This window comes from Flavonifractor sp. An82, assembly GCF_002159265.1.
Classification (GTDB): Bacteria; Bacillota; Clostridia; order Oscillospirales; family Oscillospiraceae; genus Flavonifractor.
The window spans coordinates 220,705-242,428 of sequence record NZ_NFHG01000001.1; the positions used below are offsets into that span (position 1 = coordinate 220,705).

Genomic DNA, 21,724 nt, shown 5'->3' on the forward strand with positions numbered 1-21,724 from the left:
CGATGAATACCGCCAACCAGACCTGCGGCGACTTTCTGGACGCCCTGGCCTCCAAGGCCCCGGTCCCCGGCGGCGGCGGGGCTTCCGCCCTGGTGGGGGCCCTGGGCGCCGCCCTGTGTACCATGGTGGGCAACTACACCGTGGGCAAGAAGAAGTACGCCCAGGTGGAGGAGGACGTGAAGGGCCTGATGACCAAAGCGGAGGCTCTGCGCGCCCGCCTGCTGGCTCTGGTGGATGCCGACGCCGCCGCCTTTGAGCCCCTGTCCAAAGCCTACGCCATCCCCAAGGACGACCCCAACCGGGAACAGGTGATGGAGGCCTGCCTGCGGGACGCCGCCGCCACCCCCATGGAGATCCTGCGGTTAAGCTGTGAAGCGATTGACCTTCACAGTGAGATGCTGGAGAAGGGGAGCGTCATGATGCTCTCCGACGTGGGTACCGGGGTGATCTTCTGCTGGAGCGCCCTGTACGGCGCCGCCCTCAACGTGAAGGTGAACACCAAGAGCATGGCCGACCGGGCCTATGCCCAGGCCATGAACGACGAGGTGGACGCCCTGATGGAGCGGTACCGGAAGATTGCCGAACGTGTTTATGAATCTGTGCTGGGGAGGTTTGCCTGATGGCGGAGCATTGGAAGGGGGCCCCAGTGGCCCAGGCTTTGACCGAGCGGCTCATCCGGCAGGCCGGACGGCTGAAGGTGCAGGGCATCGTCCCCACCCTGGCCATCGTGCGGGTGGGAGAGCGGCCCGAGGATCTGTCCTATGAGCGGGGCGCCCTGAAGCGGTGCGAGAAGGTGGGTATCCATGTAAAGCAGTTCAACTTGCCGGAGGAGGCGAGGCAGGAGGAGCTGCTGGAGATCATTGAGAAGATCAACGCCGACCGGGAGATCCACGGCTGTCTGCTGTTCCGGCCTCTGCCCCGGCACATGGACGAGGAGGCCGTCTGTGCCGCTCTGGACCCGGCCAAGGACGTGGACGGCATCACCGCCGGTTCCCTGGCGGCGGTGTTCACCGGCAGCGGCGCGGGCTATCCCCCCTGTACCGCCCAGGCCTGCATGGAGATTTTGGAGCACTACGGCTGTGATCTCACCGGCAAGCGGGCGGTGGTGGTGGGCCGCAGTCTGGTGGTGGGCAAGCCCTTGGCCATGCTGCTGCTGGGGAAGAACGCCACTGTCACCCTGTGTCATACCCGCACCGCCGATCTGGCTGCCGAGTGCCGCCGGGCGGAGGTGCTCATCGCCGCCGCCGGTGCGGCCAACATGATTGGCCGGGACCACCTGGCCCCCGGCCAGCTGGTGCTGGATGTGGGCATCAACGTGGATGAGGAAGGCAATCTGGTGGGCGACGTGGACTTTGCCGCTGCGGACGAAGTGGCGGCGGCAATTACCCCCGTGCCCGGCGGCGTGGGGGCGGTCACCACCTCGGTGCTGGCGGCCCATGTGCTCCAGGCCGCGGAACAGATCGGATAGACGCACAAAAAGGCGCTGCCATTGGCAGCGCCTTTTTCTTGTAAACTTACATAGTGCCCATCAGGAAGTCGGCCACATGCTCCATGGCCTCGTTGGCCTTCTTCATGGGGAAGGTCTGGAACACGTGCCACATCTTGTCCCACACCTCCAGCTTGCAGGGAACGGAGGCCTTGAGCATCCGGTTGCGCAGGCGCACCGAGTCGGAGAGCAGCAGCTCGTTGGTGCCCGCCTGGATGAGGGTGGGGGGGAAGCCGGTGAGGTCGGCAAAGAGGGGAGACAGGCAGGGATCAGACAGATCCTGTCCCCGGGCGTAGGCGTCCCGGGTGGCGTAGATATAGTTGAGGGTGAGTACCGGATCGATCTCCTCCCGCTCCTGGTAGGAGCGGCCGCTGGCCGTCATGTCGGTCCAGGGGGAGAAGAGGAGCAGATTCCGGGGGAGCAGCCGCCCCGCCTCCTTCAGCTTGTGGGTGAGTACCAGAGCCAGATTGCCGCCGGCGGAGTCCCCGGCCACCACCACGTCCCGGGCCCCCAGCCCCAGATGCATCAGGTGGTCCCAGGCCCGCAGGGCGTCCTCCACCGCGGCAGGGTAGGGGTGCTCGGGGGCCAGCCGGTATTCAAAGCTCATAACCTGCAATCCGGTGACCATGGCCAGCTTGGACCCCAGGATGCGGGAGTAGCCCAGGGTGCCGCTGGTGTAGCCGCCGCCGTGGCAGTAGAGGATGGCCTTCCGGTGATCGTATCCCCGCTGGGGCCGGATCCAGGCGCAGTCCATCCCGTCCAGGGAGAAGGTCTCCCAGTTCATCCCCCCCATGGGGGCCACCAGGCGGCCCAGCAGCTCCTGATTCTTCCGCTGCTTTTCCAGGTCCTCCACGTTCATGACCTCGGGAGTGGCGGCGCTGTGGATGGCCTTCAGCGCCCGCATGAAGGGGGCCAGGCGTTGTTTTTCCGCCCGCTGTCCGGCCAGTTCCTCTCGTCTGCTGTAATGTTTCATGGAGCCACTCCTTTTTCTATGGCAGAATAAAGCTATTATATCATAGCCCGATGAAAAAGGAAAGCGGGGCTGTGGGGTCCCTCTTTCTCTTGTGGGCGACAGTAGAATGTGGTATCCTTTTCTCAGGAAAGGGGGGAGCGCCATGGCCCCGGGACGGGAGAAAAAGCATAAGGAATGGTACCGCCTGGACAATGCCGCCGTGGTGTATGCCGCCATCCAGAAGGAAAACTATTCGGCGGTGTACCGCTTTTCCGCCGTGATGGACCAGCCGGTGGACCCGGATGCCCTCCAGCGGGCGGTGGACAAGACCATGCCCCGCTTTCCCGGCTTTCGGGTGCGCATCAAGCAGGGCCTGTTCTGGTACTATTCGGAGTTCAACGACGCCCCCGGCCCCTTTGTGAAAAAGGACATCGCCAACCCATGCCAGCCGGTGCGTTTTGACCAGGACGACGGCTGGCTGGTGCGCTTTTTCTACTATGAGCGGCGCATCTCCATGGAGGTCTTTCACGCCATCAGCGACGGCGGCGGCGCGGTCTATCTGCTGCGTACCCTGCTGGCGGTCTATCTCCGGGAGCTGGGCTATCAGATCCCCAACACCTGCGGCGTGCTGGACGTGGATCAGCCCCCCAGACCGCAGGAGCTGGAGGACGCCTATGCCAGGTATGCGACTGTCAAGGCGCGGCGCTTTACAACTCTGAAAAAGGCCTACCAGAACCGGGGGACGGCGGAACCCTTCTATACGCTGAACGTGACCATGGGCTTCTGCTCTGTGCGGCAGCTGAAGGAGAAGGCCAAGGAGCACGGCGCCTCCATCACCGAGTATCTGACGGCGGTGCTGCTGAAGGTGCTGGTGGAGAAGCAGCACCGGGAGCGGCCCAAGAAGGAGCTGCCGGTGGCCCTGGCCATTCCCATCAATCTGCGCTCCTGGTTTCCCAGTGAAAGCCTGCGCAACTTCATTCTCACGGTGCGGCCCTCCATCGATCCCAGCCTGGGGGAGTACACCTTTGAGGAGATCATCAGCCAGGTCCACCACTATCTGCGTTTAAATATCAACCGGCAGCAGATGCAGGCGGAGCTGGCGGGCAATGTGAAATTTGCCCACAATAAACTGATTCAGATTCTTCCGGTGGCCCTGAAAAATCCTCTGGTGGCCTTCGGCTACTGGATGGCGGGGGTGCGGCCCTTCTCGGGTACCTACACCAATCCCGGTCCCTTCCAGGTACCGGAGGAGATGCGCCCCCACATCCAGCGGATGGAGGTCATCCTGGGACAGGCCACCATGCCCCGGGTCCACTGCGCCTCCATCAGCTATGGGGATCTGATGGAGATCACCTTTGCAGGGACCCAGCAGGAATCGGATACCGAGCGGGAGTTTTTCCGCTTTCTGGTACGGGACGGCATCCACGTCAAGGTGGAGAGCAACCGCGCCCAGTAAGGAGGGAACGCTGCAATGTCATACTGTGTTCACTGCGGAGTGGAGCTGGACGCCACCGCCAATGTCTGCCCCCTGTGCCATACCAAAGTGGTGGACCCGGGCAGGCCGGTGGATATCCAGTCACCCAAGCCCTTTCCCACCGAGCGGGGGGAGGTGCCCCCCATCACCAAGGGGGCGGTGGCGGCGGCCATCACCGCCATGCTGGCCTGTGTGGCGGTGGGCTGCGGTCTGCTGAATCTCTTTCTCAAGCCGGACCGGGGCTGGTCCCTGTACGTCATTGGAGCCACCATTATGCTGTGGCTGTGGATCGTGCTCCCCCTGCTGTTTCGCAAGCTCCCCCTGCTGCTGCGCAGCGTCATCAATGTGGCGGCCATTGGACTTTATGTCTACCTCATGTCGGTGGATCTCAACGGCTGGAGCTGGTATATCGGACTGGCGGTGCCCATCATCCTGTGGGGCGGAGCGGTGTGGCTGCTGCTGGCCCTGATGCTGCGGGTGTACCGCCGCTCGGTGATCAGCGCCGCCGCCATCCTGATCGGCAGCCTGGGGGTGTTCCTGGTGGGGGTGGAATTTCTCATCGACCGGTGGCTCACCGGCGGTGTGGACCTGTCCTGGTCCCTGGTGGTGCTCACCATCTGCGTGTGCACCGTCATTCCTCTGGTGATCATCCGGCATATTCCCGCCTTCCGGGAGGAGGTACGCCGCCGGTTCCATACCTGAAATGGCTCTGTAAGGGCGGCGCATTGGCGCCGCCCTTTTCTTCTGCCCCGGAGAAGGGGCGCATACAATGGCAGAAAGGGGGGAGGGCATATGGAGGAGCGGTTTCCGCTGGCGGAGGGAGGGGGCTGGCTCACGGTCCGGGAGGAGAAGGGACGGGTCCGGTGCCAGGCCCAACTGCCCAATGACAGCAAGGGCCTGTACAAGTGCTGGCTTGCCGGCCCCGGCGGGATGGCCCTGCTGGGCACCTTTGTGCCCCAGGGGGATTGCCTGAGGCTGGAGCGCACCCTGTCTGTGGATGAGCTGAAGCGGCAGGGGGCCTGGCCGCCGGAGGGGGCGCAGGCGGTGCTGGCCTTTTCCTTCGGCGGGGAGCAGCCGCCGCCCCGGGGCTGGGTGCGGGAACATGCCCCCGGCCGCCTCATGGGGGAGCCCCTGCTGGCCCAGGCGGCAGGTGGTCCCGCTCTGCTGCGGCAGGAGGCGGCGGGCTTTTCTCTGGCCTATCCCTACCGGCCCGACCGGCCCTTTCCCCTGACGCCCCTGTTCTGCTTTGCCCGGCTGGAGGAGCTGGAGGGGAGACCCTATCTGCGCTTTCCCTTCCGGAGCGGCGGCTGTCCCCGGCTGGAAGAGTTGTAATTTGTGCCTATTTGCGGTATACTGGCACAATGAAATCCCATCTACAAATGAGGAATGGACTATGACCGACTATTTTCATTTAAATGCCGAGCCGGAGCTCATTCGGGGGATCAGCTCCCTGGGCCTGGCCCATCTGGGGGACGGGGTCTTTGAGCTGATGGTGCGCTCCTGGCTGTGCCTCCACGGCAAGGCCACCTCCAAGGGCCTCCACCGGGCCACCGTCCGCTATGTGGCCGCTCCCGCCCAGGCCAGGGCGGTGGAGAAGATCCTCCCCCTGCTGGAGGAGGAGGAGCACGACGTGTTCCGCCGGGGCCGCAACACCAGCCCCCACAGCGTGCCCCAGAACGCCAGCCGGGCGGACTATCAGGCCGCCACCGGCCTGGAGGCCCTGTTCGGCTGGCTGTGGCTCCAGGGCCGCACCGACCGGCTCAACCAACTGTTTGCCGTGATGATGGAGGAAGAGGAATGCCGTTAGACGCACTGTGCCTGACCGCCGTGGCGGAGGAGCTCCGCCGGGCCGTGGTGGGAGGGAAGATCGACAAGATCTATCAGCCCACCCGGGATGAGATCGTGCTCTTCCTCCGTGGGCAAGGGGAGAATTTGAAGCTGCTGCTCTCCGCCAATCCCGGCCACCCCAGAGCTCACCTCACCGCCCTGAACCGGGAGAATCCGGACAAGCCCCCCATGTTCTGCATGCTGCTGCGCAAGCACCTGCTGGGCGGCCGCATCCTGGAGCTGAACCAGCCCCCTCTGGAGCGCATTCTGGACTTCAAACTGGAGACCATCGACGAGCTGGGAGACCGGGTGGAGCGCCGCCTGGTGCTGGAGGCCATGGGCCGCTCCGCCAACCTGATCCTGCTGGACGGGGAGGGGCGGATCATCGACTGCATCCGCCGCATTGACGGCGATCTCTCAAAGGGACAGCGGCAGGTGCTGCCCGGTTTGTTCTACCGGCCTCCTGCCGCGCCTGACAAGCTGAATCCCTTTACGATTGATGAAGAGCAGCTGCGTGCGGCGCTGGACAATCCCATGGGAAAAGAGCCGGAAAAGCTGCTGATGGACACCTTTACCGGCTTTTCTCCCCTGATTGCCCGGGAAATCGTCTTCCGGGCCGGGGGAGAGGAGGGCCTGGTCCGGGAGCTGCTCAAGCTGCAAAATACTGTACAGCGAAATGACTTTACAGCTTATCTGCTGGTCCGGGAGGGCAAGCCGGTGGATTTCTCCTTCCTGCCCATCCTCCAGTACGGCCCTGAGACCGAGAGCATCCGCCAGGACAGCTTCTCCGCCCTGCTGGACGGCTTCTATGAGCGCCGGGAGGCGGCGGAGCGGGTACGCCAGCGGGGCCAGGATCTGGTGAAGGCGGTAAGCAACGCCCGGGACCGCACCGCCCGCAAGCTGGCCAACCAGGAGAAGGAGCTGACTGCCACCTTTGACCGGGAAAAGCTGCGGGAGCAGGGGGACATCATCACCTCCAACCTCCACCGGATGGAGAAGGGGATGGCGGTGCTCCATGCCCAGAATTTTTACGACCCGGAGTATGGGGAGATCGACATCAGGCTGGACCCCCTGCTCACCCCCCAGCAGAACGCCGCCAAATATTATAAGGACTACAACAAGGCCAAGAAGGCGGAGGAGATGCTCACCATTCAGATCGAGAAGGGTGAGAAGGAGCTGGAGTATCTCAACAGCGTGCTGGAGAACATCCGCCTGGCGGAGGGAGAGCGGGATTTGGGGGAGATCCGGCAGGAGCTCACCGACACCGGCTATCTCCGCCGTGCCAAGACCGCCGCCAAGCGGGAGAAAAAGGTGGCGGGCAAGCCTATGGAGTTCCGCTCCACCGCCGGTCTGCGCATCACCGTGGGCAAGAACAACAGCCAGAACGATCAGCTCACCACCAAGCTGGCCTACAAGAGCGACATCTGGCTCCACACCCAGAAGATCCACGGCTCCCATGTGATCCTGTGGCTGGAGGGGGGCGAGGCCGACGCCCAGAGCCTCACCGAGGCGGCCATTCTGGCGGCCACCTTCTCCCAGGCGGGGGACAGCACCCGGGTGCCGGTGGACTATACGCCGGTGAAGTATGTGAAGAAGCCTGCCGGGGCCCGGCCGGGCATGGTGGTGTACACCACCTACCAGACCGCCGTGGTGGACCCGGACCACGAACTGGCCCGCCGTTTGAGGGTCAAATAGGGAGGAGCGACATGGAGACCTGTCATATTTTAGTGGTGGAAGACGACCAGGACATCAACAATCTGCTGTGCAGGATTCTGACCGGGGCGGGGTATGACTGCCGCCCCGCCTATTCCGGCAGCGAGGCCGCCCTGTGGGCGGAGCAGTACGACTACGACCTGGTGCTGCTGGACCTGATGCTCCCCGGCCTCACCGGGGAGGAGTTCATTGCCCAGCTCCGCCAGCGCAAGACCATGCCCATCATCGTCCTCTCCGCCAAGGCGGGACTGGAGGACCGGGTCAATGTGCTCAAACTGGGGGCGGACGACTTCATTCCCAAGCCCTTTGACAATATGGAGGTGCTGGCCCGGGTGGAGGCCCAGCTGCGCCGGTACAAGCAGTTCGACCGGGGCACCGGCGGCGCAGTGCTCACCCACGGGGACCTGAAGCTGGACAAGGAGGGGGTGGCCGTCACCGCCGCAGGCAAGCCGGTGGCCGTCACCGCCCGGGAGTTCCGTATTCTGGCCCTGCTCATGGAGCATCCCAAGAAGGTGTTCACCCGGGAGGAGCTCTACCAGCAGGTGTGGGGCGGGGAGTACATGGGGGACGACAACACGGTGAACGTCCACATCTCCAACCTGCGCTCCAAGCTGGCCAAGGCCAGTCCCACTGAATATATCAAAACGGTGTGGGGTATCGGCTTCAAGCTCAGCGATCTTTAAACATTCTTCACCTTTGCTTAAAGACCAATTATTGACTTGCCTGTATACTGGCATCACAATCCAAGAGAAAGGCTGATGCCCAATGACAGATACCGTATTGGCCACCAAGAGCCTGACCAAGCGATACGGTTCCCACCTGGCGGTTGACCGGGTGGAGCTTACCGTACAGAAGGGTCAGATCTACGGCCTGGTGGGCCGCAACGGCGCAGGCAAGACCACCATCATCCGCATGATCACCGGACAGACCGCGCCCACGGCGGGGGAGATCTCCCTCTTCGGCGCCACGGGAAAGGACCTGCTGAAGCTGCGCGCCCGCACCGGGGTCATGGTGGAGACCCCCAGCTTCTATCCCTACCTCACCGCCCGGCAGAATCTGGAGTACTACCGCCTCCAGCGGGGCATCCCCGGCAAGGGGACGGTGGACCAGGTGCTGGAGGAGACCGACCTGGCGGACACCGGGAAGAAGGTCTTTAAAAACTTCTCCCTGGGCATGAAGCAGCGGCTGGGTCTGGCCCTGGCCCTGATGAACCGGCCCGACTTCCTGCTGCTGGACGAGCCCATCAACGGCCTGGACCCGGAGGGCATCGTGGAGTTCCGCAACCTGCTGCTCAAGCTCAATCAGGAGCGGCAGACCACCATTCTCATCTCCAGCCACATCCTGCCCGAGCTGGCCAATCTGGCCACCTGCTACGGCTTCATCGACAAGGGAGTCATGCTGGAGCAGATCACCGCCCGGGCCCTGGAGGAGAAGTGCCGGGCCTGCATCGAGGTCCAGGTGGGGGACGCCTCCGCCGCCGCCCTGGTGCTGGAGCAGCAGCTGGGCACCCGGGACTATGAGGTGCTGCCCGGCGGCACGCTGCGGCTGTACAGCTTTTTGGACCAGCCCCAGACGGTGTCCCGTGTGCTGGTGGAGGGGGGCGTGGCCCTGCACTCCCTTGAGAGCCGGGGCGCCAACCTGGAGGACTACTTCCTGTCCATGATCGGAGGTGTCCGCCATGCGTAACTATCTGGCCGCTGAATGCTACAAAGTGTTTCATAGAAAGTATTTCTATCTGTCCCTGCTGGTGGCGCTGGCCCTGGAGGGGCTCATCGTGTGGGGCAGCTGGTTTACCTGGTCCAACGGCAATACCGGCATGGACTTCTACTCCGCCGCCATCACCATGGTCATGCTGCTGAGCATTGGCCTGTACGCCACCATCCTCACCGGCGACATGGTCTTTTCCGAGCAGTACAAGTACAACACCCTGAAAAATGAGGTGGCCTTTGGAGTGCCCCGCTGGCGCATCTACCTGGGCAAGCTGACGGTGGCCACCCTGGTGGCGCTGGTCGCCGCCGTGGTGATGACCGTGTTTTACATTGGCGGCTGCTGGCTGCTGCTGCCCCACAACGAAAGCGATGGGATGGCGCTCCAGGCCATCGGCTACACCCTGGCCGGGTCCCTGCCCCTGTGGCTGGGCGCTCAGGGCCTGGTGCTGGCCTGCTACTTCCTGGTGCGCAACACCACCCTGGCCGCCTTTGTGGCGGTGGCCCTGCTGGGCGTGCTGCCCCCCGTCCTTCAGCTGTGCGGCCTGCTCATAAACCCCGTCTTTGAGACCATCCGGCAGTTCATGCCTGCCGTGATGCTGGAAGCCCTGCGCAATCACGCCTTCCAGTGGGACTATGTGGGCCAGTGCTGGATCGTGGGTCTGGCCCTGCTGGTGGGCTCCATTGTTGTGGGAATGATCGTGTTCCAGAAAAAAGAGATCCGCTGAGGGCGGAGCCGGGAGGGAAGACCGTGCTCAATTATAGTAAGGCCGAGCTGTGGAAAGCCTTCCGGCACAAGGGGACCTATGTGCTGGTCCTCATTCTGGTGGTCCTCACCGGCCTGTTTACTGTGCTGATGCTGTCGGCGGAGGCCTTTTACCAGATGGCCTCTGCCGCTACCACCACCATGCTGCTGGGGCTGCTGGTGGCACCGCTGCTCACTCAGCTGGTGGACGGCAGCTCCATCAGTACCCTGAAGAACGAGGTCTCCTTCGGCGTGGGCCGGGGGCGGATCTATCTGGGCAAGCTGGTCACCGGCCTGCTGCTGGGGCTGGGGCTGTGCCTGCTGCTGTTGGGGGGCTATCTGCTGACGGGCTGGCTGGTGCTGCCCCACAGCCCGGAGGAGGACCTGACAGCCCTGGGCGTGGTGGGCTTCACCCTGCTGGGGGCCCTTCCCATCTGGTGCGGCGTGTACAGCCTGTGCCATATGATGGCCATGCTCATCCCCAGTACGGCAGGGTGGCTGTCCATCTACTATGTGCTCACCTTTTTCGGCCAGCCCATTCTGGTGGCCCTCATTGCCACTTTTACCACTGGCCGAATGAGCAACCTGATCCAGGCCGTCCTGATGCCCATGTCCCTGCTGATGCCCAACTATCTGTCGGGCTGGATTACCTGGGAGTATCAGGTGTGGTGCTGGGCCATCGGACTGGGTTGGCTGGCGGCCACCACGGGCCTGGGCCTGTTCTGTCTGGGCAAAAAGGAAATCAAATAAGAAGGAGCCGACGGGCGTGCCGCAATGGCGGCACGCCCGCTTGGGCTGGAAAGGAGAGGGGACCATGGGGATCGTCCTGTTATGCATCCTGCTGGCGGTGGTCTGCGCCGGCCTGGGACTGTGGGTGTGGACCCAGCACAGGGCTCTGAAGGAGGCTGCGGCGCAGCTGGAGGAGTTGGTCCGGGGAGACAGCACCACCCGGCTGCGGATGGCGGTGCCCAACCGGGCGGCGGAGGAACTGCTGGAGGAGGTCAACCGGCTGCTGGAGCAGCGGCGGGAGGATCAGTCCCACTGGCTGGAGCGGGAGCGCTCCCTCCGCCAGCAGATCGCCAACGTGTCCCACGACCTGCGCACCCCTCTGACCTCCATTTTGGGCTACCTCCAGCTGATGGAGGGGGAGGACCTGCCGGAGGAGGAGCGGCGGGAGTATCTGGCGGTGGTGGAGAGCCGTGCCCGTGCCCTCCAGAGCCTCATCACCGGCTTTTACGATCTGTCCCGGCTGGAGGGGGGCGAGTACCCCCTGGAGCGGGAGCCAGTCAATCTCTATACCAGCCTGTCCGGCCTGCTGGCCGCCTTCTACAACGATTTCACCGATAAGGGCTTTGACATGACGGTGGAGCTGGAGGAGAACCTGCCCCCGGTGCAGGCCGACAGCGGCGGGGTGCTGCGGGTGTTCACCAACCTGATCCGCAACGCCCTGGACCACGGCAGGGGACGCATGACCATCAAGCTCTACCGGGAGGGGGAGCAGGTGGTGAGCCTCTTTGCCAATGAGACCGACGAGCTGACCGAGGAGGATCTGCCCCGGGTGTTCGACCGGTTCTTTACCTCGGATAAGATGCGCACCGGCCGCAACACCGGCCTGGGTCTGGCCATCGTCAAGACCCTGACCCAGCAGATGGGCTGCGGGGTGACGGCGGCCCTGGAGGACGGCATGTTTGCCATCCGGGTGACCTGGCCTCTGTAAGGGGTGGGTTTGTTTGTCATAACCGCCAAAGGCGGTGATTCCCGCTTGACAAAGCAGGGGAAAGCTGATATCGTGTATCCGTATGACTGGAAAGGCCGCAAACCGTTGGGGCTGTAGGATTTTAAACTGGTCAGTCATAATTGGAATGGCTGGAAGCGGCGTCCCAGGAAGGGCCGCACTACAGACCGCAGAGAAGAAGAGGTTGAATCAACATGGTAAAGATCGTACGGAAAAAGGTACTCAACCCCAGCGTCACCCTGCTGGAGGTAGAGGCCCCTCTCATTGCCAAGAAGGCCCGGGCCGGGCAGTTTATCATCCTGCGCCTGGATGAGCAGGGGGAGCGCATCCCTCTGACCATCGCCGACTATGACCGGGAGAAGGGCACCATTACTATTATCTTCCAGAAGGTGGGTCTGACCACCGAGCTGCTGGCCGACCTGAACGAGGGCGACCACATTCAGGATTTCGTGGGCCCCCTGGGCCTGCCCACCGAGCTGCCTGAGGGCGCCAAGCGGGTCTGCGTGGTGGGCGGCGGCGTAGGCTGCGCCATTGCCTATCCCCAGGCCAAGACCTGCCATGCCGAGGGCATCGAGGTGGACGTCATTGCCGGCTTCCGCTCCAAGGACATCGTGATCCTGGAGGACGAGTTCAAGGCGGTGAGCGACCACTGCTATATCATGACCGACGACGGCTCCTACGGCGAGCAGGGCTTCGTCACCGTGAAGCTGAAGGAGCTCATTGACTCCGGCGTCCACTATGACGCCGTCATCGCCATCGGCCCCATCCCCATGATGAAGTTTGTGTCCAAGACCACCGAGCCCTATGGCATCAAGACCATCGTGTCCCTGAACCCCATCATGATCGACGGCACCGGCATGTGCGGCGGCTGCCGCGTCACTGTGGGCGGCAAGATGAAGTTTGCCTGCGTGGACGGCCCCGACTTTGACGGCCACGAGGTGGACTTTGATGAGCTGATGAACCGCAACGCCGTGTACCGTGCCCAGGAGGCGGAGGAGAAGGAGCGCCACGCCTGCCGCATGGACCAGCTTGCCAAGGAAATGATCCAGTAAGGAGGACTGACAACATGCCTAATATGAGTTTGAAGAAGGTCCCCATGCCGGAGCAGGACCCCAATGTGCGCAACCACAATTTCCAGGAGGTTTCCCTGGGCTATACCGCCGAGATGGCCATGGAGGAGGCCACCCGCTGCCTCAACTGCAAGCATAAGCCCTGCGTGGGCGGCTGCCCCGTGAACATCCGCATCCCCGAGTTTATTGCCAAGGTGGCCGAGGGCGATTTCAAGGCCGCCTATGATATCATCTCCGACACCAACGCCCTGCCCAGCGTCAGCGGCCGGGTGTGCCCCCAGGAGAGCCAGTGTGAGGCCCGCTGCGTCCGGGCCATCAAGGGCGAGCCGGTGGCCATCGGCCGTCTGGAGCGCTTTGTGGCCGACTGGTACCGGGAGAACATCAACGCCATGCCGGAAAAGCCCCAGACCAACGGCATCAAGGTGGCGGTGGTGGGCTCCGGCCCTGCCAGCCTGACCTGCGCCAGCGACCTGGCCAAGCACGGCTATGAGGTTACCATTTTCGAGGCCTTCCATACTGCCGGTGGCGTGCTGGTGTACGGCATCCCCGAGTTCCGTCTGCCCAAGGCCATTGTCCAGAACGAGGTGGATAAGCTGACCGCTCTGGGCGTGGACCTGGAGACCGACATGGTCATCGGCAAGACCTTCGACATCGACGAGATGTTTGAGGAGGGCTACGAGGCCGTGTTTATCGGCTCCGGCGCCGGCCTGCCCATGTTCATGGGCATCGAGGGCGAGACCCTGGCGGGCGTGTACTCCGCCAACGAGTACCTGACCCGTATCAACCTGATGAAGGCCTACCGGGAGGGCTATGACACCCCCCTGAAGATCTCCGGCTCCGCCGCCATCATCGGCGGCGGCAACGTGGCCATGGACGCCGCCCGCTGCGCCAAGCGCATGGGCGCCAAGCACGTGTATGTCCTCTACCGCCGTGACGAGGAGGAGATGCCCGCCCGTAAGGAGGAGGTCCACCACGCCAAAGAGGAGGGCATCGAGTTCATGCTCCTCACCAACCCCGTGCGGGTGCTGGACGACGGCACCGGCAAGGTGGGCGGCCTGGAGTGCGTGAAGATGCGCCTTGCCGCCCCCGACGAGAGCGGCCGCCGTGCCCCCAAGGTGGTGGAGGGCTCCAACTTCAACCTGGAAGTGGATACCGTGGTCATGAGCCTGGGCACCAGCCCCAACCCCCTGATCCGGTCCACCACCCCCGGCCTGGAGACCAACAAGAAGGGCTGCCTCCAGGTGGACGAGGAGACCATGGCTACCAGCCGCGAGGGCGTGTACGCCGGCGGCGACGCCGTGACCGGCGCTGCCACCGTCATCCTGGCCATGGGCGCCGGCAAGAAGGCCGCCGCCTCCATGCACGAGTACCTCACCAAAAAGCACAGCAAGTAAGCTTCCAAGGGACCTGCCCCATAGCCGGGGCGGGTCCCTTTTTCCATTCAGAACAGTTACTAAAAGGAAAGCTGCTGTGCAAAAGGTGGGGGTTGCGGGCGGGGCGGGGGAGAGGTACACTATACTCCGTATGAGACAGAGAAAAAGGAGAGAGTGGAATGCCCGCCCTTCAAAATGACCTGACCCAGGGCAGCGTCAGCAGGAAGCTGATCCGCTACGCCATGCCCCTGGTGGCCTCCAGCTTATTGCAGGCCATCTATTCCATTACAGACATCATCATTGCCGGCCACTTCATCGGTGATGTGGGAATCTCGGCCATCAACACCTCCAGCGTCATTATGAATATGCTGACCCAGCTGGCCATCGGCCTGACGGTAGGCGGCAACATCCTGGTGGGCCGCTACTTCGGCAGCGGCGATGAGGAGGAGCGGAAGAAGGCGGCGGGCAACACCCTGACGGTGGGCGCCATTGCCGGTATTCTGTTTACCGCCATGGTTTTGCTGCTGGCCCGGCCCTTCCTGGTGCTGCTGAAGGCCCCCGCCATGGAGGAATCGGTGGCCTACCTGGGGATCTGCGGCATCGGCCTGCTGTTCATCTTCGGCTATAACGCCCTGTCGGCCATCCTGCGGGGCGTGGGCAACTCCCGCATCCCGCTGTACTGCATCATCGCGTCGGTGAGCCTGAACGTGATCCTGGACATCCTCTTTGTAGCGGTGTGGCGGATGGGGGTGGCGGGTGCCGCCCTGGCCACCATCATCGGCCAGGCGGTGTCCTTTGTCACCGCCCTGGTGTTCAGCCTGCGCCACCGGGAGAGCCTGGGTTTGCAGCTGCGCTACCTGAAGCCGGAGCGCCGGATGGTGGGCGCCACCCTGAAGCTGGGCCTGCCGGTGGCCCTCCAGTGGACCATCGCCAGCGTCTCCTGGCTGGTGGTGCTCACCCTGGTGAACAAGTACGGCGTGGTGGTGTCCGCCGCCAACGGGGCCTCCAACAAGATCCGGGATTTCTGCCAGCTCTTCCTGTCCGCCCTCACCACCGGCGCCGGCACCATGTGCGCCCAGTGCCTGGGCGCCAAGCTGTATGACCGTGCCGAGCAGGTGATGAAGACCTGTATGAAGCTCTCCCTGGGCATGGCCGCCGTCATTATCCTGCTGGCCGAGGTGCTGGCCCCCTGGCTGGTGATGATCTTTACCCCCGACCCGGAGGTACAGCACTGGGCGGTCATCAACCTGCGCATCGAGATCATCTGCCAGCTCTTCTACGCCGGCATGTTCACCTACAATACCCTGGCCACCGGTTCGGGCCACACGGTGTTCATCATGTGGAACTCCTTCCTCAACTGCATCGTGGTGCGGCTGGTGCTGGCGGTGGTGCTGGAGCACTTCATCGGCATCTACGGCGTCTATCTGGCCTGCGGCATTGCCGTGTCCAGCTCGGTGCCGGTGGGATACTGGTTCTACCGCTCCAAGCGCTGGATGAAGCCCAAGCATGTTCAGTAAGACAAAAAACGCGGGTGGAATACCCGCGTTTTTTTGTAAGCCGATGGTTGAAACGTGCAGTTTTCTCAGGTATACTAGGATTCAGATAATATTGGCCCTCCGGGCCCACAGAATGGAAAGGTGAATCGAATGGAACAGTCAAAGGTCCACGCACTGGCCGTCACAGCTGCCCGTGCCCGCCTGCTGGCGATGGACATGGTCCACGACGCGGCCTCCGGCCACATCGGCGGCTCCCTGTCCTCCATGGACATCATTACCACCCTGTACGGTCATGTGATGCGGGTGGATCCCGCCCATCCCCGGGACCCCGACCGGGACCGCTTCGTGCTGTCCAAGGGACACTGTACCCCCGCCCTCTACCCCAATCTGGCGCTGAAGGGCTATTTCCCCGTGGAGGACCTGAAGCTCTTCCGCTCCATCAAGGGTGAGATGTCCGGCCACGCTGAGATGCGCCACGTCAGGGGCGTGGACATGTCCACCGGCTCCCTGGGCCAGGGCATCTCCGCCGCCGTGGGCATGGCCCTGGCGGGCAAGGCCGACCAGAAGGACTACCGTGTGTATGCCCTGCTGGGCGACGGCGAGATCGAGGAGGGCCAGGTGTGGGAGGCCGCCATGTCCGCCGCCAAGTACCACCTGGACAACCTGTGCGCCATCGTGGACGTCAACGGCCTGCAGATCGACGGCGCCACCGCCGACGTCATGCCCTCCGAGCCTCTGGACAAGAAGTTCGAGGCCTTCAACTGGAACGTGATCCACGTGGACGGCCACGACTTCAACGCCCTGGAGGAGGCCTTCAACGCCGCTGCCGCCTGCAGGGGCAAGCCCACCGTGCTGCTGGCCAAGACCGTCAAGGGCAAGGGGGTCTCCTTCATGGAGGGGAACTACGGCTGGCACGGCAAGGCCCCCAACGACGAGCAGTATGAACAGGCCCATGCGGAGCTGGCCGCGACGCTGGCGGAACTGGAGGGAAAGTAAGCCATGAGTGAGAAGATCGCCACCCGCGTGGCATACGGAAAGGCCCTGGCCGAGCTGGGCGAGCAGTATCCCGACCTGGTGGTGCTGGACGCCGACCTGTCCGGCTCCACCCAGAGCGCGTTTTTTGCCAAGGCCTTCCCCGAGCGCTTTTACAACATGGGCATTGCCGAGGCCAACATGACCGGCGTGGCCGCCGGTCTGGCCGCCTGCGGCAAGAAGCCCTTCACCAATACCTTTGCCATGTTCGCCGCCGGCCGGGCCTATGAGCAGGTGCGCAACTCCGTGGCCTATCCCCGGCTCAACGTGAAGATCGTGGGCTCCCACGGCGGCCTGTCCGTGGGCGAGGACGGCGCCACCCACCAGTGCATCGAGGACTACGCCCTCATGCGCTCCATCCCCAACATGATGGTGGTCTCCCCCTGCGACGGCCCCGAGATGCGCCTGGCGGTGAAGGCTCTGCTGGACTATGACGGCCCCGCCTACATGCGCCTGGGCCGCCTGGCGGTGGACAGCATCACCGACGAGGTGCCCGGCTACACCTTCCAGCTGGGCAAGGGCTCCCTGCTGCGGGACGGCAGCGACGTCACCGTCATCGCCACCGGCATGATGGTTCAGATGGCCTATGCCGCCGCCCAGAAGCTGGCGGAGGAGGGCATCTCTGTCCGGGTCATCGACATGCACACCATCAAGCCTCTGGACGGGGAGATCGTGCTGAAGGCTGCCCTGGAGACCCGCTGCATCGTCACCTCCGAGGAGCACAGCGTCATCAACGGCCTGGGTTCCGCTGTGGCTGAGTTTGTGGCTGAGCACTGCCCCGTGCCCGTGGTGCGCCACGGCGTCAACGACCAGTTCGGCCGTTCCGGCGAGGCCAAGGCGGTGCTGGAGGCCTACGGCCTTACCACCAACGGCATCATTGAGAAGGTGCGCCAGGCCCTGAAGCTGAAGAAATGAGCGATATCCGTCTGATCTGCCTGGATATGGACGGCACCCTGCTGGACGACGACCACGCCACGGTGCCTCCCCGCAATGTGGCGGCCCTTCGTGCCGCGTCTGAGCGGGGGGCGGCGGTGGCCATCGCCAGCGGCCGGGCCTGGGCCCTCCTCCAGGGGGTCCACGCCCAGATTGGGGTCACCCGGTACGCCGTGCTCTCCAACGGCGCGGCGGTGCTGGACATCCCGTCAGGGGAGTGGCTCTACCGTCGCCCCATGGACCCCTCCGCCCGCCGTACCATCCTCACCCTGCTGCTGGACTGGGGCCTGCCCTTCGAGGTCTACTGCGAGGGGGAGAACTACATCCAGCACGACCGCACCGAGCAGGTGGTGAGCAGCGCCCTGTCTCCGGAGTTTTCCCAGGTGCTGCGGACCTGCTCCCACTTTCCGGAGGATCTGAACGCCGCCCTGGAGGGGAAGGACGTGGAGAAGATCCACATCTTCCATGTGCCTCCTGAGCGGCGGCAGGAGCTGCTGGACGCGGTGGCCGCCTGCGGCCCCCTGGCGGTGACCACTTCCTTTGGGGAGAACATGGAGCTCACCGCCACCGGCGTCAACAAGGGCTCGGCGGTACAGGCCCTGTGCGCCAGGCTGGGCCTGGCGCCCGAGCAGGTCATGGCCTTCGGCGACGCGGGCAACGACCTGGAGCTGCTGCGTTGGGCGGGCTGGTCCTTCGCCATGGGCAATGCCAGCGACGAGGCCAAGGCCGCCGCGCGCTATGTCACCGGCTCTAACACGGAGGCCGGCGTGGCCATGGCGGTGGAGCGGTACTTCCTGGACACCTGACACAACAAAACGGCGCATGGCCTCAGCCATGCGCCGTTTTCACAGGGGGAGGGTTATGCCAGCGGTTCCGTCTCCGGGGTTTGCTCCTTTACCACGTCCTCCTGCCGGACGCGGCGGAAATACCGCACCAGGAAGAAGAGCGTGGACACCAGGCAGATGGCCTCGGACGCCAGGGGGGAGAGCCAGATACCGGTAGCACCGAAGAGGGAGGAGAGCACCAGCAGGCACCCGGCGATGAGTACCAGGCCCCGGCCGAAGGAGATGGTCAGGGAGGGGAACGGATGCTCCATGGCGGTGAAGAATCCGGACACCACCACATTGAAGCCCACCAGCAGGAAGGCGAAGGAATAGAGCCGCAGGGCGGACACCGAGCTGGCGAAGAGGGCGCTGTCATGCTCCAGGAACATGCCCACAATCGGAGCGGCCAGCAGCTGGCAGCCCGCGAAGAAGATCACCGCGAACACGGCGGCGGTGCGCACGCCGAAGGCAAGGAACTTGTGGCACATGTGCCGCTCCCCGGCCCCCAGGTGGAAGCTGGACAGGGGCTGAATGCCGTGGGCAATGCCGATCATGCAGTTGATCACCAGGGTGTTCACGTAGCCGATGATGGTGTAGGACACCAGGGCGTCCAGGCCGATGACCCGCTGGATGATGTGGTTGAACAGGAACATGACGAAGCCGTTGGACAGCTCGCTCAGGCCGTCGGCGGTGCCCAGGGGGATGATGCGGCGGTAGGCCCCGAAGTCGGGCTTGAATCTACCGAACCGCAGGGGGTAGCGGTGGGTCAGGAAGTAGACCACAAACACCAGGGTGGACGTGGCCTGGGACAGGCCGGTGGCCAGGGCCGCGCCCCACACCCCCCAGTGGAAGTGCATGACGAAAATATAGTCCAGCAGCACGTTCATCAGGCCGCAGGAGGTGACGCCGATGATGCTCACATGGGGGGCGCCGTCGGCCTTGACCTGTACCTCCAGGTTATAGGACACCGTGAAAAACACGGAGAAGGCGGCGATGACGCCCACATACTCCTTCACCAGGTGGTGGTTCTCCGGGGCGGAGCCCAGGAAATGCGCCACCCAGTCCAGGTTGAGCAGGACGATGACCGACAGGATCACGGTGGTGACGATGACTACAAACAGGTTCTGGTTGAAATAGTTGCGCGCCTTCTCCACATCCCCCTGCCCCAGGGCGATGGACAGGATGGTGGAGGTGCCGGTGGCCAGCAGGATGCCCAGGGTAAAGATCAGCGACACAAAGGGCAGGGACAGGTTGACCGCCGTCAGGGCGTGCTCTCCCACGCCCCAGGAGACGAAGATGCCGTCTACCATGGAGTAGAGGGAGAAGATCCACATGGAGACGATGGACGGAATGGTGAACTTGAAAAATTTAGAGACCAGATTCACGGGTAAAACCTCCTCTTGTTGGGAATATGATAAACCCTCGTACTATCCGAGAGTCAAGAGCGGGAGGCAAAAAAGTTGAAAGAGTTTTATCAGATCCATGAATTGGCAAAATTGTTTGACTTGTGTCCGGATACCCTGCGGTATTATGAGGAAAAGGGGCTGCTCCACCCGGTACGGGGGGAGAACCGGTACCGGATGTACGGCATTCAGGACGTGTGTACCTTAAATATCATCCGTGCCCTCCGGGAGCTGGGCATTCCCACCCGCTCCATCCGGGCCTATCTGGAGCGGCGGAGCGTGGGGGAGACCCTGGAGCTGCTGGACCGGGAGGAGGGGCTGCTCAAGCGCCGGATGGAGGAGCTGGAGGCGGCCCGCAAGGAGGCGGCGGAGCGCCGGGCACGGCTGGAGCGCTACCGGGAGGTGGAGGCCGGGCAGGTGGAGCTGGTCCGGGAGCCGGAGCGGCCCTATGTGTTTCTGGAAAAAGATTTTATCCTGGAGAAGGAGGTGGACTTCCAGCTCAAGCGGCTGGAGCAGCGCCACCAGGACTACATCCAGGTCATCGGCAGCCAGTGCATGGGGGCCCAGGTGGACGAGGAGAGCCTGAAAAAAGGGATCTTTAACCACTTCTCCCGGGTGTTTTTCCTGACCAGCCCCGGGCTGCCCTATGACGACGTGCTGCCGGCGGGGAAGTATGCCCGGCTGTACTACCGGGGGGAATATGACCGGATGGAGGAGCATATGGGCACCCTGCTGGCCGGGATCCGGGCGGCAGGCCGTGCGCCGGAGGGGGCGCCCCTGGAGCTCTACCGCATCGACGCCCACGACACCAACCACCCGGAGGAATATGTCACCGAGCTTCAGGTGCGGCTGTGTACCCCGTAAAAGGGGGGCGCAGGATGGCTCCCAGGCAACTTTTTACAGCGGCGTCCCGTCTATGAGATGACGGGGGTCTCCCGTCGGATGCAATGCTTGGCAGGAGGATATGAATATGGCAACAAGAGGTATGACCGCCGCTGTCCTGACGATTTTGGCCGCAATATGCCTGGGCGGCTGTTCCCAGACTCCGCCCGACGCCGTGAAAACCGGCAGCCCGGTCCTGTGACTCCGTCCCCCGTCCAGTGCGAGACGCCTGTCCCTTCGGACCCGATGGATGAGGTCTATCCGGTGCGTTCTCAGGAGAAGGCGGCCAAGATCCTGGAGCGGGCCTATGAAGGGCTGGTGGGGGAGCTGACCTTCCGCTTTGCCCAGGAAGATATGTCCCTTCAGGACCGCTCCATTCTGCTCCAGAATGCTTCCAACCAGGTGCTGAGCGACCGGCCGGAACTGAAATATGCCTATGCACTGGAGTGTACGGATGGCGCCGAGGGGACCGTGTGCAGGATCTCCTATATGCCCTACCGGCTGGGCTACCCGGACGGTGTGCCGGAGGGCGCGGTGGAGGTGGGCAGCCTGGCGGAGCTGGTGGAGGCGGCCAATGCCGCCCTTGGTGGGGAGGAGCATATGTGGAATTGCGCCCTGCTGGATGGAGCATACCGCTATTTTGATACCACGTGGGACGCCGGGCGGCAGGATGAGAGCCAATGGCGGTATTTTGCCCGGACGGAGGAGGAGATCTCTCAGGACCATTTCTGGGGCATCGGCCAGCAGGAGCTGATTCATGGGCTGACCGGCCAATAGACCGAGAACCGTATAGGGACAAAGGTTGTCGGAATACAGTGGGACCATGGAGGTGTGACAAATGATTCCTGCATGGATCCTGCTGCTGCTCAACCAGTTTTTCTTCACCCTGCGCCTGTCCGGCGGGGGAAACGGCTCCTTTCCCCGGCCCCTGAAGGCGGAGGAGGAGCGGCAATGTCTGGAACTGGCCGCCCAGGGAGACCTGGAGGCACGCAACAAGCTCATTGAGCACAACCTGCGCCTGGTGGCCCATATCGTTAAGAAGGGATATTGCAAAGGACCAATCAGCCGCATAT

Annotated in this window: 22 protein-coding genes and 1 pseudogene; 21 read left to right on the forward strand and 2 right to left on the reverse strand. The window is 63.5% G+C overall.

Features of this window, described 5'->3' with window-relative positions; translation table 11 throughout:
• Window positions 1–2: 2 nt before the first annotated feature.
• Together B5G34_RS01385 and B5G34_RS01390 are read left to right on the forward strand one after the other, a co-directional pair.
• Window positions 3–620 (forward strand): cyclodeaminase/cyclohydrolase family protein, encoded by a 618-nt coding sequence (locus B5G34_RS01385; protein ID WP_087333655.1) that lies wholly within the window; start codon window positions 3–5, stop codon window positions 618–620.
• Window positions 620–1,468 carry a bifunctional 5,10-methylenetetrahydrofolate dehydrogenase/5,10-methenyltetrahydrofolate cyclohydrolase gene (locus B5G34_RS01390; protein WP_087333656.1) on the forward strand — a complete coding sequence of 283 codons (849 nt, stop codon included), beginning with the start codon at window positions 620–622 and terminating at the stop codon, window positions 1,466–1,468. Before B5G34_RS01385 ends, B5G34_RS01390 begins: the two co-directional genes overlap by 1 nt.
• Before the next feature lie 46 nt (window positions 1,469–1,514).
• Here the strand turns inward: B5G34_RS01390 and B5G34_RS01395 are convergent, their stop codons facing one another.
• Window positions 1,515–2,459, reverse strand: coding sequence for an alpha/beta hydrolase (locus tag B5G34_RS01395; protein WP_087333657.1), 945 nt, complete (start codon window positions 2,457–2,459; stop codon window positions 1,515–1,517).
• A gap of 142 nt (window positions 2,460–2,601) precedes the next feature.
• Here B5G34_RS01395 and B5G34_RS01400 point away from each other — a divergent pair, with 142 nt between their 5' ends.
• From B5G34_RS01400 to B5G34_RS01475, 16 genes are all read left to right on the forward strand, one after another.
• A complete protein-coding gene (locus B5G34_RS01400) occupies window positions 2,602–3,894 on the forward strand; it encodes a hypothetical protein (protein WP_087333658.1) in 1,293 nt (430 codons plus the stop codon).
• A 15-nt stretch (window positions 3,895–3,909) separates the two neighbouring features.
• A complete protein-coding gene (locus B5G34_RS01405) occupies window positions 3,910–4,614 on the forward strand; it encodes a DUF6320 domain-containing protein (RefSeq protein ID WP_087333659.1) in 705 nt (234 codons plus the stop codon).
• 90 nt (window positions 4,615–4,704) lie between these two features.
• The gene (locus B5G34_RS01410; protein WP_087333660.1) at window positions 4,705–5,244 is read left to right on the forward strand and encodes a hypothetical protein; all 540 of its coding nucleotides are present in this window, start codon (window positions 4,705–4,707) and stop codon (window positions 5,242–5,244) included.
• Window positions 5,245–5,305: 61 nt separating this feature from the next.
• Window positions 5,306–5,719, forward strand: a complete 414-nt coding sequence (locus B5G34_RS01415) for a ribonuclease III domain-containing protein (RefSeq protein ID WP_087333661.1) — start codon at window positions 5,306–5,308, stop codon at window positions 5,717–5,719.
• A complete protein-coding gene (locus B5G34_RS01420) occupies window positions 5,710–7,434 on the forward strand; it encodes an NFACT RNA binding domain-containing protein (RefSeq protein WP_087333662.1) in 1,725 nt (574 codons plus the stop codon). The genes B5G34_RS01415 and B5G34_RS01420 overlap by 10 nt, the downstream gene beginning before the upstream one ends.
• 11 nt (window positions 7,435–7,445) lie before the next feature.
• Complete coding sequence (locus B5G34_RS01425) at window positions 7,446–8,135, forward strand: response regulator transcription factor (RefSeq protein WP_087333663.1); 690 nt, start codon at window positions 7,446–7,448, stop codon at window positions 8,133–8,135.
• Between the two features lie 82 nt (window positions 8,136–8,217).
• Complete coding sequence (locus tag B5G34_RS01430) at window positions 8,218–9,138, forward strand: ABC transporter ATP-binding protein (protein ID WP_087333664.1); 921 nt, start codon at window positions 8,218–8,220, stop codon at window positions 9,136–9,138.
• Window positions 9,131–9,886 carry an ABC transporter permease gene (locus B5G34_RS01435; RefSeq protein ID WP_087333665.1) on the forward strand — a complete coding sequence of 252 codons (756 nt, stop codon included), beginning with the start codon at window positions 9,131–9,133 and terminating at the stop codon, window positions 9,884–9,886. Before B5G34_RS01430 ends, B5G34_RS01435 begins: the two co-directional genes overlap by 8 nt.
• A 23-nt stretch (window positions 9,887–9,909) precedes the next feature.
• A complete protein-coding gene (locus B5G34_RS01440; protein ID WP_087333666.1) occupies window positions 9,910–10,653 on the forward strand; it encodes a hypothetical protein in 744 nt (247 codons plus the stop codon).
• A 64-nt stretch (window positions 10,654–10,717) separates the two neighbouring features.
• On the forward strand, window positions 10,718–11,620 hold the full coding sequence (locus B5G34_RS01445) for a HAMP domain-containing sensor histidine kinase (protein WP_242956742.1): 903 nt from the start codon (window positions 10,718–10,720) through the stop codon (window positions 11,618–11,620).
• Between the two features lie 212 nt (window positions 11,621–11,832).
• Window positions 11,833–12,690 (forward strand): sulfide/dihydroorotate dehydrogenase-like FAD/NAD-binding protein, encoded by an 858-nt coding sequence (locus B5G34_RS01450; protein ID WP_087333667.1) that lies wholly within the window; start codon window positions 11,833–11,835, stop codon window positions 12,688–12,690.
• Window positions 12,691–12,704: 14 nt separating this feature from the next.
• The gene (gltA, locus tag B5G34_RS01455) at window positions 12,705–14,102 is read left to right on the forward strand and encodes an NADPH-dependent glutamate synthase (RefSeq protein ID WP_087333668.1); all 1,398 of its coding nucleotides are present in this window, start codon (window positions 12,705–12,707) and stop codon (window positions 14,100–14,102) included.
• 158 nt (window positions 14,103–14,260) lie between these two features.
• Window positions 14,261–15,598 carry an MATE family efflux transporter gene (locus B5G34_RS01460; RefSeq protein ID WP_087333669.1) on the forward strand — a complete coding sequence of 446 codons (1,338 nt, stop codon included), beginning with the start codon at window positions 14,261–14,263 and terminating at the stop codon, window positions 15,596–15,598.
• 129 nt (window positions 15,599–15,727) lie between these two features.
• A complete protein-coding gene (locus tag B5G34_RS01465; RefSeq protein WP_087333670.1) occupies window positions 15,728–16,573 on the forward strand; it encodes a transketolase in 846 nt (281 codons plus the stop codon).
• A 3-nt stretch (window positions 16,574–16,576) separates the two neighbouring features.
• Window positions 16,577–17,524: a transketolase family protein gene (locus B5G34_RS01470; RefSeq protein WP_087333671.1), complete on the forward strand. Its 948-nt coding sequence runs from the start codon at window positions 16,577–16,579 to the stop codon at window positions 17,522–17,524.
• A complete protein-coding gene (locus B5G34_RS01475) occupies window positions 17,521–18,348 on the forward strand; it encodes a Cof-type HAD-IIB family hydrolase (protein ID WP_087333672.1) in 828 nt (275 codons plus the stop codon). Before B5G34_RS01470 ends, B5G34_RS01475 begins: the two co-directional genes overlap by 4 nt.
• 53 nt (window positions 18,349–18,401) lie before the next feature.
• Here B5G34_RS01475 and B5G34_RS01480 read toward each other — a convergent pair whose 3' ends face one another.
• A complete protein-coding gene (locus tag B5G34_RS01480) occupies window positions 18,402–19,751 on the reverse strand; it encodes an MATE family efflux transporter (RefSeq protein WP_242956744.1) in 1,350 nt (449 codons plus the stop codon).
• 75 nt (window positions 19,752–19,826) lie between these two features.
• On the opposite strand from B5G34_RS01480, the gene B5G34_RS19360 reads away from it, so the two are divergent.
• From B5G34_RS19360 to B5G34_RS01495, 3 genes and pseudogenes are all read left to right on the forward strand, one after another.
• Window positions 19,827–20,633, forward strand: a complete 807-nt coding sequence (locus tag B5G34_RS19360) for a MerR family transcriptional regulator (protein ID WP_087333673.1) — start codon at window positions 19,827–19,829, stop codon at window positions 20,631–20,633.
• Between the two features lie 282 nt (window positions 20,634–20,915).
• The gene (locus B5G34_RS01490) at window positions 20,916–21,428 is read left to right on the forward strand and encodes a hypothetical protein (RefSeq protein ID WP_087333674.1); all 513 of its coding nucleotides are present in this window, start codon (window positions 20,916–20,918) and stop codon (window positions 21,426–21,428) included.
• Window positions 21,429–21,489: 61 nt separating this feature from the next.
• A pseudogene (locus B5G34_RS01495) lies at window positions 21,490–21,699 on the forward strand (RNA polymerase subunit sigma-70); the annotation flags it as partial.
• Between the last annotated feature and the right edge of the window lie 25 nt (window positions 21,700–21,724).